Below are 14,687 nucleotides of genomic sequence, written 5' to 3'. Positions count from 1 at the left end.
CGTCTCAAACCACGCTGACGCCCGGCGCTCCTTCGCTCAAACGCCCGACCACGGCCGCCTGGCCGAATCCGGCGTCGTGGAAGCAGGCCAGCACCGCATCCACCGCTTCCGGGGCACAGGACACCAGCAGGCCGCCGCTGGTCTGCGGGTCGGTCAGCAGCGGCTGCCAGTGTGCGGCCAAGCCCTCGTCGAAGCGCACCTCGGCACCATACGAGGCCCAGTTGCGGCTGGAGGCACCGGTCACGCAGCCACGCTGCAGCAGGTCCAGGCTCTGCGGCAGCAGCGGCACCTGTGCACTGTCCACTTCGGCGGCGACGCCGCTGGCGCGGCACACTTCCAGCAGGTGGCCGAGCAGGCCGAAGCCGGTGACGTCGGTCATCGCGTGCACGCCGTCCAGCGCGGCCAGTGGCACGCCCACGCTGTTCAAGCGGGTAGTCGACGCGATCATCTGCCGGTAGCCCTCGGCATCCAGGACTTCTTTCTTCAGCGCCGATGAATACACGCCCACGCCCAACGGCTTGCCCAGCACCAGCACATCACCGGCGCGGGCATCGGCATTGCGCTTGAGCCGCTGCGGATCGAGCACGCCGATCGCGGCCAGGCCGTAGATGGGTTCCACCGAATCGATGCTGTGGCCGCCGGCCACCACGATGCCGGCATCGGCGCAGGCGCGCTCGCCACCCTGCAGGATGGCGCGGATGGTGTCCTGCGGCAGGGTGTTGATCGGCATGCCGACGATGGCCAGCGCGAACAGCGGGCGCGCGCCCATCGCATACAGGTCCGACAGCGCGTTGGTGGCGGCGATGCGGCCGAAGTCGAACGGGTCGTCGACAATCGGCATGAAGAAGTCGGTAGTGGCGACGATCGCCTGATGGTCATCAAGGCGATACACCGCCGCGTCGTCGCTGGTCTCGCGGCCGACCAGCAGCTCAGCCGGTGCCGGAAGCGCGGGGACCCCGCGCAGCAGATCAGCCAGCACGCCCGGCGCGATCTTGCAGCCGCAGCCACCGCCATGCGCGAGAGACGTCAGTCGTTGCGGGACATCGGCCGTTGAAGGAGCGGGGGACTGCGCGTGCGTGGCCATGCCGACATCTCCTGCGGAAACACGAATGGCGGAAGGCAGCAGGAGTCGAACCTACCAGGGAACGATCGACGCCCCCTACTGGGTTTGAAGCCCAGCCGCATGCCCGGATGCGCATGCCTTCCGAAAGTACGGCGGTACCGGTGGGCTCACTCGTGGGCTGCGTTCCACTGCAGGTCGCCGCGCGGCCGATGCTGGTCACCGACGCGCCGAGTGTAGCCAACGCGATTGAAGAACTCCAAGATCTGGATGCTGCGTTTGCGGCCCAGGCCGATGGCATCGCGGAACGCCGCCGCATCCACCGTGCCGCTGGCCTGTGACAGCTGCGCGACGATCGCGGCCAGCTCGGCGATGCGGGCCGGTGCATAGAACAGGTCGGGCACCACCTGGAACAGTTCACCACGCGCGGCGGCCCGCCGCAGGACCGCGCGGAGCTCATCCTCGGCCAGGCCGATGTCGGCCGCCAGGGTGCGCACCCACGGTGGATCGAAGCCACCGGCGTGCAGTTGCGGCAGCACGCGTTCCAGCAGGAGACGTTCGCGTTCCGGTGGCGCATGGTGATGGCCGGGCAGGCGCCACCACGCGCCCACGCGCTGCAGCGTGCCATCGGCCAGCAGGTCCTGCAGCAGCGCATTCCACAGGTCGCTCGCCAGCATGGGCAGGGTGCTGCGCTGCAGGCGTCCGCTGTCGACGCCGGGTTCGTCGGGGCGTCGCTCGTGCCAGCCGCGCAGCGAAATGATCACCTGCTCGCGCAGCGCCTGCCAGTGCGAGGCGAGGATGATCACCGCGTCATCGCGGGTCGCGATGCGTCGCGCGTCCTCGGGCAGGTCGATGCGGTCGGCGGCGCGTCGGCAATAGCGTTGCAGCGCGGTGAGGGGAATGCCGGCAGGTGCCTGCTGCAGCAGCGGGACAACACCGGCACCGGCCGCCAGCTGCTCCAGTGCCTCCAGCCAGGCCAGTCGTGCAGGACTGCGCCGACGCCGCTGCGGAGGATCCGGATCGAGCACGACGCCACCGCCCAGCGTGTGGGTCGCGGCGGAATCGCGGGCGATGAAGCGATCGCCACACATCGCGCAGACCTCTGCATCGAACACCAGCTGCACCAACTGACCATCGCCGTGGTCGTGGTCTTCCAGCAGTACTACATGGGCCTGCCGGTGCGTCGTGCCCCAGTGAATATGCAGCGGTGCCCAGTCGCGCAACGGTGCGGCCAACGCGGACAGCCGCAGGCGCACGTCGACGCGGGTAGTGGCCAGCAGCGCGCGTGGATCGGCAATCCAGTCGCCACGGCGGATGTCGTCGCGGGCGATGGCGGCCAGGTTCAGCGCGCAGCGTTGCCCAGCCATCGCGTGCTCGCTGGCCTGGTTCTGCGCATGGATGCTGCGCACGCGCACGTCGGTGGCGGCCGGCATCAGCTGCAGATGCTCACCCACCGCGGCGATGCCGCCATGCACCGCGCCGGTCACCAGCGTGCCGTGGCCGGCCAGCGAGAACACGCGGTCCACCGGCATGCGGAACAGTTCGCTGCGCAGCTCGGCCTGGCGTGTGCTGGCGTCGTCCGCCGCCCATGCGTGCAGCTGGGTACGCAGTGCGCTGATGCCGGCATCGTCGGGTGCGGTGCTGTTGCAGGCGAACAGAGGAGAATCCTGCAGCGGTGTCGCGGCCAGCAGCGCGGCAATCTCGATCTCGACCCGGGCGAGGCGCGCCGCATCCACACGGTCGATCTTGGTCAGGGCCACCGCGCCGCGATCCACGCCCAGCAGCTGCAGGATGGCCAGATGCTCGCGGGTCTGTGGCATCACGCCGTCGTCGGCAGCGATCACCAGCAGGGCGACATCGATACCCGTGGCGCCGGCCACCATCGTGTGCACGAAGCGCTCATGGCCTGGCACGTCGACGAAGCCGAGCGTCGCGGCGGGGCCTTCGACGTCCCTGCTTTCCACCGGGACATAGGCGTAGCCCAGTTCGATCGATATACCGCGCGTTCGCTCTTCCTGCAGGCGATCGGTTTCGATGCCGGTCAGTGCGCGTACCAGGCTGGTTTTGCCATGGTCGATATGCCCGGCGGTGCCGACGATCATGCCTGCAGCGTGCTCCACTGGGCGAGGAAGTCGGCTTCGTCGGCCGGTTCCAGGCAGCGCAGGTCCAGCCACAGCGCGTCATCGGCAATGCGGCCCAGCACGGGCCGCGGCAGCTGACGCAAGCGCTTGGCCAGGCGATCCAGTCCGCCACGGCGCGCGCTGGTAATGCGCAGTCCGGCGCTGGCCAGCTGCGCCTGTGGCTGGGCGCCGCTGCCGAACTGGCTCTGCATTGGTGACCGTTCAAGATCGTAGTCGGCCGCCAGGGCGGAACGCATCGGCTGCAGCAGGCGCTGGGCCTGCACATCGATGTCCTCCTGCGTACGTGACAGGGTGCGCAGGGTGGGCAGTCGCTGTGCCAGCAGCTCCGGTTCGCGGTACAGGGCCAGCACCGCTTCCAGTGCAGCCAGGCCCATCTTGTCCATGCGCAGTGCCCGCTTCAGTGGGTTGCGGTTGATCCGCGCGATCAGGTCGGCGCGGCCAGCGATGATGCCGGCCTGCGGCCCGCCCAGCAGCTTGTCGCCACTGAACGACACCAGGTCGGCGCCGGCCGCCAGCGTTTCCTGCACGGTGGGCTCGTGCGGCAGGCCGAAGACCGCCAGATCGCACAGACTGCCGCTACCCAGGTCCACCACCAGCGGCAGGCCGTGCTCGTGCGCGATCGCGGCCATCGCCGCGGTGTCGACCTTGGCGGTGAAGCCGGTGATCGCATAGTTGCTGGCGTGCACCTCCATCAGCAGCGCGGTGCGCGTGCCGATGGCATTGGCGAAGTCAGCCGGATGGGTACGGTTGGTGGTGCCGACTTCCAGCAGCCGCGCGCCGGCACTGCGCATCACATCGGGAATGCGGAAGGCGCCACCGATCTCCACCAGCTCGCCGCGCGACACCACCACCTCGCGGCGGTTGGCCAGGCTGTTGAGCAGCAGCAGGACCGCCGCGGCATTGTTGTTGACCACGGTGGCGGCTTCGGCGCCGGTCAGCTCGCAGATCAATGCCCGCACCCGGGCATCGCGATCGCCGCGGCGGCCGCGGCTGATGTCGAATTCCAGGTCAACCGGCGCGGTCATCGCGCGGGTGACGGCATGCACGGCGGCATCGGGCAGCAAGGCGCGGCCGAGGTTGGTGTGCAGCACGGTGCCGGTCAGATTGAACATCGGCTGCAGATCCTGCCGTGCGTCAGCGGCCAGTGCGGCCTCGACTGCTGCCACCAGCGCCGGGCCGTCAACCGCTTCCTGCAGCTGCGTGGCCGAGAGCTGGCCGGCGCTGATACGGTCGCGCAGCACCTGCAGGTGCGAACGCAGCAGCTGGGTGATACGGCTGCGGCCGTGGCCCTCGATCAGTGCTGCCAGGGCAGGCAGACGCAGCAACCGGTCCAGCGAGGGCAGGGCGGAAACCGGTGCCGGGGTTGGGAGCGTGGCTGTCATCGCCTCACTCGCCGTCGGATTGCCACAGCAGCGGATTCTGGCTGGCACGCGCATACCCTTCCTCGCCCAGCAGCAGGTCCAGCGCCAGCGTGCCGAGGTCGTCGGCCACCGGCTCCAGCGACGGGTCTTTCTCCAGATACAGGATCTTGCGGTAGCTGTGGCAGTGGTCGCAGGTCTCGGCACGGACCGCGCTCTCGCGCACCGCCTCGCCGCTGTCGCCGTCCACATCGGCCAGGGCGCGATAGGCGATGTCCTTGCCGGCGGCACCACACTGGCTGCACTGCACGCGTACGTAGTGCCACTGGCAGGCACACAGCGAGCACGACAGGTAGCGGTAGGAGGCATAGGGCGGCCGCGCCTGCACCACGCTGACCACCGGCAGGGTGCCGCACAGCGGGCACAGCCCTGGCGCATCAGCCAGCGGCTTCAGATCGGTAGGGCGGAAGCTGGCTGCGAGCACCGCCCAGTAAACCTGCAGTGCGTTCATCACCAGCAGCGCAGCGACCGCATCCACCGACGGCGCGTCATCGCGCTCCAGCACCGCGTGCGCCTGAGCATCCAGCCAGGCGTCGTCGGCCGCCGCGACGCGTTGCAGCTCCTGTCGGGTTTCCAGCGGCAGCCCCGTTTCGTCGGCACAGTGCTGGCACAGCGTGCGCAGCCAGTCGCGCCAGCATCCATCCAGCTGAAGCGTGTTGGCCGGCCGCAACGGCATGCCGGCACCGGCCGCCGCACTCGACTGCTGCGCACGCGCCTGTGCCTGAAGTTCCTCGCGTTGCTGCGGTGTCAGATCCTCCAGCAGCGCCTGCTGCGCATCGGCCAACGCCGCCAGCAGCTGCAGGTAGCCGCCGATGGCACTGTGTGCAGCCAGACTGCGCAGGCGGTCCGCACGTCCGGCAAACAGCGACGCGGTATCGGGCAGGATGATGCGCGGCACATCGCGCGAGGCGAGCGTCTCGATCTCACCGGGTTCAAGGATGCGTTGCGCCATGCAGGGCCAGCCAGAAGAACCAGGCTCCATCCTCGCCGTTGTCGACGCCGGCGTCCAGCGTGTCGAGGCAAAGCAGTCGAGCATCGCTCGACTCTACAAAAGCCGGTTTCGATCATTGCCATGTTCATCGTGTCGACCAAGGTCGACACCCACCAAAAGCACCGCGGACCTGTCGAGGGCGACCGGACCCACCCCGCCATCCCTCAGGAAACCCGCTCTTGACGTTGATGTTGACGTTGATCCAACGGGTGCAGGGCCGCAGGCCCTGCCGCTACCCCTCTTCCCGCCGTCCGCGCAGGATGTCCCGGAACCACTGCCGGTGATGCTTGTACGCCCACCCGTAGGTCACCTTGCCCTGGGTCATCGCCCGCACCGAGCCCTTGATCCAGATCGCTGCATAGATGTGCACCACGATCGCGCAGATCAGCACCCAGCCGAACAGCGCGTGGGCCAGCACCGAGAAGCGGATCACCCCGATCGGGAAGAAGTGGCTGAAGTACTGCCGCCAGATCACGAAGCCGGTCAGCAGCAGCGCCGAAAGGCAACCGATGATGGCCCAGAACAGCAGCTTCTGGCCGGCATTGAAGCGGCCCACCGGCGGCAACTTCTCATCCTCGTTGCGCAGTACATCGCGCATGCCGCGCATCCACTTGCCATCGTCGGCGGTCGGCAGATTGTCGCGCCACATGCGGAACGCCAGCAGCGCAAAGCCCACCACCATGGCCAGGCCGATGAACGGGTGCAGGATGCGCGTCCATGGCCCACCGCCAAACAACTGGGTCAGCGGGAACAGGGCAGGGTGGAACAACGCCAGCCCGGACAGCGCGGTCAACACGAAGCAGATCGCCACAATCCAGTGATTGATGCGGGTCGGCGCGCGGTAGCGGATGATCTGCCGCGGGTGCGGGGCGTACTTCATGGCCGCTGCTCCTCTTCGATCTTCTTCGCCTCGTGCTCGGCTTCCTCTTCTTCCTCGTCATTGACCGTGTTGCGGCCGATGCCGATGTAATGCAGGAAGCCGGCGAAGGCGGTAGCGGCAATCGCCAGCACGCCCAGCGGCTTGGCCACGCCCTTCCACACCTCCACCATCGGGCTGATGCGCGGGTCCTTCGGCAGGTCGGCATACAGTTCCGGCTTGTCCACGTGCTGCAGCACGTACATCACATGGGTGCCGCCCACACCCTGCGGGTCGTACAGGCCGGCGTTCTCGTAGCCGCGCGATTTCAGGTCTTCCACGCGTCCCGCCGCGTGCTCGGTCATCGCCTGCTTGCTGCCGAAGGTGATCGCGCCGGTCGGGCAGGTCTTCACGCAGGCCGGTTCCTGGCCCACCGCCACCCGGTCCGAGCACAGCGTGCACTTGTAGGCCTTGTGGTCCTTCTTGGAGATGCGCGGCACGTCGAACGGGCAACCGGTCACGCAGTAGCCGCAGCCGATGCAGTTCTCTTCCTGGAAGTCGACGATGCCGTTGGCGTACTGGATGATCGCGCCCGGCGACGGGCAGGCCTTCAGGCAGCCCGGATCGCTGCAGTGCATGCAGCCTTCCTTGCGGATCAGCCACTCCAGCTTGCCCTTCTCGTCCTCGTACTCGCGGAACTTCATCACCGTCCACGACTGTTCGCTCAGGTCGGGCGGGTTGTCGTAGCTGCCAACGCAGCTGCCGACCTCGTCGCGCAGATCATTCCACTCCATGCAGGCGACCTGGCAGGCCTTGCAGCCGATGCACTTGCTCACATCGATCAGCTTGGCGACCTGGCCGGTGTGCGCGCCACGCGCCTCCGGCGAGGGCGTGGTGGTGGCCGAGCGGCGGATGATGTCCAGGGATTGCAGTGACATGGCGTGTCTCCTACACCTTCTCGACCTTGACCAGGATGCACTTCGATTCGGGCGTCTGCGAGTTGCCGTCACCGATGGCGTTGGTCAGCGTATTGGCGATGTATCCGGGCTTGGCCGCACCGAGGAAACCCCAGTGGATCGGCACGCCCACCTGGTGCACGGTTCTGCCATCAATCTGCAGGGCCTTGATGCGCTTGGTCACCATCGCCACCGCTTCGATGTGCCCGCGCTTGGAACTGACCCGCACGCGGCTGCCGTTGTTGATGCCCAGCTCATCGGCCAACGCCGCGCCGATCTCGACGAACTGCTCGGGCTGGATGATGGCGTTCAACTTGCCGTGCTTGGTCCAGAAGTGGAAATGCTCGGTCAGGCGGTAGGTGGTGGCTACATGCGGGAACTCGTCCGGCGAACCGATCTGTGCGCGATCGCTGGCGAACACGCGCGCCGCCGGGTTGTTCAACGTCAGTGCCTGGCCCGGGCTGAGCGGGTTGCTGCGCAGCGGGGTATCGAACGGTTCGTAGTGCTCCGGGAACGGGCCCTCGGCCATGCCGGCCTTGGCGAAGAAGCGGGCGATGCCTTCCGGATTCATGATGAACGGGCCCATGCCCCCGGCGGGATCTTCATCGGCCTTGAAGTCCGGCACGTCCACGCTGCCCCAGTTCTTGCCGTTCCAGGCCAGCAGCGTGCGCCGCGGATCGAACGGCTGGCCGGCCACGTCACACGAGGCGCGGTTGTACATCACCCGGCGATTGGCCGGCCACGCCCAGGCCCAGCCCAGCGTGTTGCCGATGCCGGTGGGGTCGCTGTTGTCACGTCGCGCCATCATGTTGCCGGTCGGGCCCCAGGCGCCGATGTAGATCCAGCAGCCGGAGGACGTGCTGCCGTCGTCGCGCAGGTCGCCGAACGCCGCCAGCTGCTCGCCGGCCTTGCGCACCAGCTTGGTCGGGTCCTTCGGATCGAACACGTCGGCCAGTGCCTTGCCGTTGTATTCCATCGCCAGTTCTTCCGGCGTCGGCAGTTCCGGGTTGGAGTACTTCCAGGCCAGGTCGCGCACCGGCTCCCACCACGCACCGCCGTCCTTTTCGTACATCGCTTTGATGCGATGGAACAGCTCGGACATGATCTCGATGTCGCTGCGCGCTTCGCCCGGCGGATTGGCACCCTTCCAGTGCCACTGCAGCCAGCGCGAGGAGTTCACCACTGCACCGTTCTCCTCTGCGAAGGAGGTGGTCGGCAGGCGGAATACTTCGGTCTGGATCGCACTGGGATCAACATCGTTCAGTGCGCCGTGGTTCTGCCAGAACGCGATGGTCTCGGTTTCCAGCGGGTCCATGCTGACCATGAACTTCAGCTTGGAGAACGCGCTGATCAGCTTGCCCTTGTTCGGCGCCGAGGCCAGCGGGTTGAAGCCCTGGCAGATGTAGCCGTGGATCTTGCCCTCGTTCATCAGCTCGTACGCCTGCAGCATGTCGTACGGCTTGTCGAGCTTGGGCAGATGGTCGAAGCACCAGTTGTTGTCGGCGGTAGCGGCGTCGCCCCACCACGACTTCATCAGGCTGACGTGGAACTTCGGGTAGTTCTGCCAGAACGACATCTGGTTGGCGCGCAGCGGCTTCTGCGTGCGCTTGGCGATGTAGGCGTCGTAGTCCTGCTCGTCCTGTTTCGGCAGCGTCAGGTAGCCGGGCAGCAGGTCGGACATCAGGCCGATGTCGGTCAGGCCCTGGATGTTGGAATGCCCGCGCAAGGCGTTCATGCCACCACCGGCCACGCCGATGTTGCCCAGCAGCAGCTGCACCATGGTGCCGGCACGCACGTTCTGCGCACCGATCGAATGCTGCGTCCAGCCCAGCGCGTACAGGATGGTCATCGCCTTGTCCTTGCCGGCGGTGGACGCGATCATGTCCCAGACCTGGCGGATGCTGTCGGCGGGCGTGCCGCAGATGCGTTCGACCATCTCCACGGTGTAGCGCGCGTAGTGCTGCTTGAGCAGGTTGTAGACGCAGCGCGGGTCCTTCAGCGTCGGGTCGCTGCGCACGAAGCCATCGTCACCGTAGGCGTAGTCCCAGCTGGAACGGTCGTAGCTGCGCTTCTCCTCGTTGTAGCCCGAATACAGGCCGTCCTTGAAGGCGAACTCGTCCTTCACCAGGAACGACATGTCGGTGTAGTTCAGCACGTACTCGTGCTGGATGCGGTCCTCGGTCAACAGGTAGTTGATCAGACCGCCCAGGAACACGATGTCGGTGCCGGTACGGATCGGCGCATACACGTCGGCCACCGCGGCCGAGCGGTTGAAGCGCGGATCGACCACGATCAGCCGGGCCTTGTTGTGTGCCTTGGCCTCGGTCACCCATTTGAACCCGCACGGGTGTGCCTCGGCGGCATTGCCACCCATGATCAGGATCAGGTCGGCATTCTTGATGTCGACCCAGTGATTCGTCATCGCACCACGGCCTAGCGTCGGGGCAAGACCTGCCACCGTCGGGCCGTGTCAGACACGTGCCTGGTTGTCGAATGCCAGCATGCCAAGGGAGCGCACGACCTTGTGGGTCAGCACCGCGGTTTCATTGCTGGTCGCCGAGGCCGCCAGCATGCCGGTGGTCAGCCAGCGGTTGACCGTCTGCCCGGCCTCGTTCTTCTGCACGAAGTTGGCATCGCGGTCTTCCTTCATCAGCCGCGCGATGCGGTCCAGCGCATCGTCCCAGCTCAGCCGCTTCCACTCGTTCGAGCCCGGCGCGCGGTACTCGGGGTAGAGCAGGCGCGACTTGCTGTGGATGATGTCGGCCAGGCCGGCACCCTTCGGGCACAGCGTGCCGCGGTTGACCGGATGGTCCGGGTCACCCTCGATATGGAAGATGCTCGGCTCGGCGTTCTTGGCGCCATCGCCGAGGCTGTACATCAGGATGCCGCAGGCCACCGAACAATACGTACAGGTGTTGCGGGTCTCGGTCGCGCGGGTCAGCTTGTACTGCCTGACCTCCGCGAGCGCGATGCCGGGCGCGAAGCCCATCAATGCCAGGCTGGAGCCGACCAGGGTTGTCCCGGTCACTTTCAGGAACTGGCGGCGGCTCATCGATGGCATGCCGTTCTCCTGGGATGGCGGGGAGGCGCAGGCCTCCGGGCTGTCGTTGGGTACGGCCCGGTTATAGCACAGGCCCCCGCACGCCCATGTGGCACAAGGCCCGGCGCCTGCCGGACGGGCGCGCAACGCGGCCGCTCTGGTAAAGTTGCGTGCCCGCCCCCCGGGGAAGCGTCTGCCGGGCCTGGTTCCAGGATGTTCCGCGCAGCCCCCGCCGTCCTGGCGCGATCCTCCGCGCCGGATCTGGAACACCGAGGAAAAATTTTGCGAAATCAACCAGTTGGGTTCCGCGCATGAGCGCCCCGTCGAAGCCGTCGGACGCCGTTGCGCGCGGCACGCTGTACATCGTTGCCGCCCCTTCCGGCGCCGGCAAGAGCAGCATCGTCAATGCCACCCTGGCGCGTGACCCGCAGATCGCCCTGTCGATCTCCTTCACCTCGCGCGCGATGCGCCCGGGTGAAGTGAATGGCCAGCACTACCATTTCGTCTCTGCGGAGAAGTTCGAGGAAATGATCGCCGCCGGCGACTTCTTCGAGCATGCCTGGGTGCACGGTGACTGGAAGGGCACCGCCCGCCAGTCGGTGGAGCCGCAGCTGGCCGCCGGCCAGGACGTGCTGCTGGAAATCGACTGGCAGGGCGCGCAGCAGGTACGCCAGCTGGTGCCGGGCACGGTCACCGTGTTCATCCTGCCGCCGTCCAAGCAGGCCCTGCAGGACCGCATGCGCAAGCGCGGCCAGGACAGCGAGGCGGTCATCGCCCAGCGCCTGGGCGCAGCCCGTGACGAGATGCTGCACTTCAACGAGTTCGACTACGTCATCGTCAACGAGGTGTTCGACACCGCCGTGGACGAGCTGTGCGCCATCTTCACCGCCAGCCGCCTGCGCCGGGAGGCCCAGAAGGTCCGCCACGCAGGCCTGATCCAGGCCTTGTTGACCCCCGATCCGGGCGCAACTGACTGATTCCAAAAGAATCGGGTAGGGGTTGGCTTGATTTTGTCCAGCCCCTGCCAGTACACTCCGTCCCCTTTCCCTCATTCGACTGAGCGGCCGACCGGTCGCCGGGAGCCCGTATGGCCCGCATCACCGTAGAAGATTGCCTGGAAGTCGTTAACAACCGTTTCGAACTGGTCATGATGGCTTCCAAGCGTGCCCGCCAGCTCGCCAACGGCGTGCAGGCCACGCTGGACAACAGCGAGACCGAGGACAAGCCGACCGTGCTGGCGCTGCGCGAAATCGCCGCCCGCAAGATCGACAACGCGCTGATCGACGAAGTCGAGAAGGCCGAGCGTGAGCGCGCCGAGCGCGAAGCGCTGGAGTGGGCTGCCGCGGAAGTGGTCGCCGACGAAGACATGTCCAAGAACGACGATTGATCGCATCGATCAACGTAATCGTTGGATGTGCCGAACAGCCCGCCCCGTGCGGGCTGTTTCGCATTCAGGATTTGCCGTAAACGTCGCGCTGGAATAGGCTTCGGGCATGAACCCAGGCCCCACTGCCAAGGTCGCCGCAGCCCCCGCTGCCGCCGTACCCGACTACGTCCTCCAGCTTGAACGCGCCGCCCATTACCTGCCGCCGGAACAGCTGCCGCTGTTGCGCCGTGCCTGGGAAGTCGGAGCCGCCGCACACGCCGGGCAGACGCGCAAGTCGGGCGAGCCCTATATCACCCATCCGGTGGCCGTGGCCCAGGTGCTGGCCGAGCTCGGCCTGGACGTGGAGGCGCTGATCGCCGCGATCCTGCACGACACCATCGAAGACACCCCGCTGACCCGTGAAGCGCTGGCTGCCGAGTTCGGCGAAGCCGTGGCCGAACTGGTCGACGGCGTGACCAAGCTGGACAAGCTGAAGTTCCGCGATCGCCAGGAAGCGGCCGCCGAGAGCTTCCGCAAGATGCTGCTGGCGATGTCGCGCGACCTGCGCGTGATCATGATCAAGCTGGCCGACCGCCTGCACAACATGCGCACGCTGGGCGCGCAGAGCCGCGAAGCGCGCGGCCGCATCGCCCGCGAGACGCTGGAGATCTACGCGCCCATCGCCCAGCGCCTGGGCATGAGCCTGGTCAAGAGCGAGCTGCAGAACCTCGGTTTCAAGGCGCTGTATCCGTGGCGCCACGCGATCCTGGAAAAGCACATCCGCAGCCAACCGGTGGTCCGCCGCGAAGCGCTGGCGCAGGTGGAAGTGCAGCTGTCGCAGCGGTTGGCGAAGGAAGGCATCGAGCACCGCTTGGTCAGCCGCATCAAGACCCCGTGGAGCATCTACAACAAGATGCGCGACGAGAACAAAACCTTCGACCAGGTGATGGACGTGTTCGGCTTCCGCCTGGTGGTGCGCAGCGTGCCCAGCTGCTACCACGCGCTGGGTTCGGTGCATGCCACGTTCAAGCCGCTGGATGGGCGTTTCCGCGATTTCATCGCCATTCCCAAGGCCAACGGTTACCAGTCGCTGCACACGGTGCTGTTCGGGCCGTATGGCTCGCCGATCGAGGTGCAGATCCGTACCGAGGAGATGGACCTGATCGCCGAACGCGGCGTGGCCGCGCACTGGACCTACAAGTTCGGCGGCGATTCGCCCAACAGCGCGCAGAGCCGCGCCCACGCCTGGATCGTCGAGCTGATCGACTCGCAGCGTGCCGCCGGTTCCTCGCTGGAGTTCCTCGACAACGTCAAGGTCGACCTGTTCCCGGACGAGGTCTACCTGTTCACCCCGAAGGGCAAGATCCTGGCCCTGCCGCGCAATTCCACCGCGCTGGACTTCGCCTACGCCGTGCATACCGACGTCGGCAACATGGCCGTGGCCTCGCGCGTGGACAAGAAGCTGGTGCCGTTGCGCACCAAGCTGGTGTCGGGCCAGTCGGTGGAGATCATCACCGCACGCTCGGCCACGCCGAAACCGCAGTGGCTGGAATTCGTGGTTACCAGCAAGGCGCGCACCGCCATCCGCCACCAGCTCAAGCAGCTGGAGCATGAAGACGCCGTGCAGCTCGGCCACCGCATGCTGGACCGTGCGCTGGAAGCGATGGATTCCTCGTTGGAACGGCTGCCGAAGGGGCGCCTGGATGCGTTCCTGGCCGAGCACCGCTTCCCGCGCCTGGAGGCGCTGCTGGCCGAGGTCGCACTGGGCAACTGGATGCCGACGCAGGCCGCGCAGGCGCTGATGGCCTATGCCGAACTGCGTGGCGGCCCGCATTCGCGCCACCACTCGCAGGAAAAGATCCTGATCAACGGCAGCGAGCGCGGCGTGGTCACCTTCGCCGGTTGCTGCCAGCCGATTCCCGGCGACGAGATCATGGGCTACCACACCGCCGGCAAGGGCATCGTGGTGCACCGCATGGACTGCCCGAACCTGGCCGAGCTGCGCAAGTCGCCCGAGCGCTGGGTGCCGATCGGCTGGGACACCACCGTTTCCGGTGACTACGACACCTCGCTGGTGGTGGAAGTGGAGAACGGCACCGGCGTGCTGGCGCAGCTGGCCGCCGCCATCGCGCAGAGCCATTCCAACATCGAGCGCGTGGACTACCTTGACCGTGATTTCAACGCCGCCGTGCTGGCGTTCAACATCCAGGTGCGCGACCGCAACCATCTGGCCGAAGTGATGCGCCGCCTGCGCCGCCTGTCGGTCGTGCAGTCGGTACGCCGCCAGTAATGCGAACCCGATAGTGCCGGCCGCTGGCCGGCAACTTCGCGGTGCTTCCGACGTTCATGGGTTTGCCGGCCAGCGGCCGGCACTACCGAAGCGGCGCGGTAGATCCACGCCATGCGTGGATGCGCCCCCACCCGGTACAATCACCGCTCTGTTTTCCCCCAAGCACCGGAGCGACCCATGTCCCGCCAGATCATCAACACCGAAAAGGCTCCCGCCGCCATCGGCCCGTACTCGCAGGCCGTGCGCGCCGGCAACACCGTGTACTTCTCCGGCCAGATCCCGCTCGACCCGGCCACCGGCGACATCGTCGGCGCCGGCGACGTTGAAGCACAGGCCCGCCGCGCCTTCGACAACCTCAAGGCCGTGGCCGAAGCCGCTGGCGGCTCGCTGGACAAGGTCGTGCGCCTGGGCCTGTACCTGACCGATCTGGGCGAGTTCGCCAAGGTCAACGCGGTCATGCAGGACTACTTCCAGGCCCCATACCCGGCCCGTTCCACCATCGAAGTCTCCGGCCTGCCGAAGGGCGCCAACTTCGAGGTCGACGCGGTGATGGTCATCGACTGACCGCC

11 protein-coding genes and 1 tRNA gene are annotated in these 14,687 nt (G+C 67.0%); 4 read left to right on the top strand and 8 right to left on the bottom strand.

The genetic code is table 11. The features are described from left to right. Positions 1-4 precede the first annotated feature (4 nt). From selD to fdnG, 8 genes are all read right to left on the bottom strand, one after another. The gene (gene selD, locus ACZLHH_RS19335) at positions 5-1,084 is read right to left on the bottom strand and encodes a selenide, water dikinase SelD (protein ID WP_180844162.1); all 1,080 of its coding nucleotides are present in this window, start codon (positions 1,082-1,084) and stop codon (positions 5-7) included. Positions 1,085-1,110: 26 nt separating this feature from the next. After that, a tRNA-Sec gene (locus tag ACZLHH_RS19330) sits at positions 1,111-1,206 on the bottom strand. A gap of 24 nt (positions 1,207-1,230) precedes the next feature. Further along, entirely contained in the window at positions 1,231-3,162 is a 1,932-nt protein-coding gene (gene selB, locus ACZLHH_RS19325) for a selenocysteine-specific translation elongation factor (protein WP_180844163.1), read from the bottom strand. Continuing rightward, positions 3,159-4,583 (bottom strand): L-seryl-tRNA(Sec) selenium transferase, encoded by a 1,425-nt coding sequence (gene selA / locus ACZLHH_RS19320; protein ID WP_180844164.1) that lies wholly within the window; start codon positions 4,581-4,583, stop codon positions 3,159-3,161. The genes selB and selA overlap by 4 nt, the downstream gene beginning before the upstream one ends. 4 nt (positions 4,584-4,587) lie before the next feature. Next, entirely contained in the window at positions 4,588-5,571 is a 984-nt protein-coding gene (gene fdhE / locus ACZLHH_RS19315; protein ID WP_180844165.1) for a formate dehydrogenase accessory protein FdhE, read from the bottom strand. A gap of 271 nt (positions 5,572-5,842) precedes the next feature. Next, positions 5,843-6,490: a formate dehydrogenase subunit gamma gene (locus tag ACZLHH_RS19310; protein ID WP_054172435.1), complete on the bottom strand. Its 648-nt coding sequence runs from the start codon at positions 6,488-6,490 to the stop codon at positions 5,843-5,845. Then, positions 6,487-7,404 (bottom strand): formate dehydrogenase subunit beta, encoded by a 918-nt coding sequence (gene fdxH / locus ACZLHH_RS19305; protein ID WP_012481154.1) that lies wholly within the window; start codon positions 7,402-7,404, stop codon positions 6,487-6,489. The genes ACZLHH_RS19310 and fdxH overlap by 4 nt, the downstream gene beginning before the upstream one ends. A 10-nt stretch (positions 7,405-7,414) precedes the next feature. After that, entirely contained in the window at positions 7,415-10,483 is a 3,069-nt protein-coding gene (gene fdnG / locus ACZLHH_RS19300; protein WP_152593489.1) for a formate dehydrogenase-N subunit alpha, read from the bottom strand. A 290-nt stretch (positions 10,484-10,773) separates the two neighbouring features. Between fdnG and gmk the strand changes: the two genes are divergently transcribed. From gmk to ACZLHH_RS19280, 4 genes are all read left to right on the top strand, one after another. Beyond that, positions 10,774-11,439 (top strand): guanylate kinase, encoded by a 666-nt coding sequence (gene gmk / locus ACZLHH_RS19295; RefSeq protein WP_014038334.1) that lies wholly within the window; start codon positions 10,774-10,776, stop codon positions 11,437-11,439. A gap of 110 nt (positions 11,440-11,549) precedes the next feature. Further along, positions 11,550-11,849 carry a DNA-directed RNA polymerase subunit omega gene (gene rpoZ, locus ACZLHH_RS19290; protein ID WP_005410877.1) on the top strand — a complete coding sequence of 100 codons (300 nt, stop codon included), beginning with the start codon at positions 11,550-11,552 and terminating at the stop codon, positions 11,847-11,849. A gap of 106 nt (positions 11,850-11,955) precedes the next feature. Then, positions 11,956-14,118: a RelA/SpoT family protein gene (locus ACZLHH_RS19285; protein WP_019661980.1), complete on the top strand. Its 2,163-nt coding sequence runs from the start codon at positions 11,956-11,958 to the stop codon at positions 14,116-14,118. 177 nt (positions 14,119-14,295) lie between these two features. Beyond that, entirely contained in the window at positions 14,296-14,682 is a 387-nt protein-coding gene (locus tag ACZLHH_RS19280; protein WP_005410875.1) for a RidA family protein, read from the top strand. Positions 14,683-14,687: the final 5 nt, after the last annotated feature.

The sequence above is a fragment of the Stenotrophomonas sp. 28608_Sma genome (assembly GCF_056486185.1).
The sequence above is the reverse complement of the archived record's forward strand: the minus strand, read 5'-3'. Positions and strand labels throughout refer to the sequence as shown.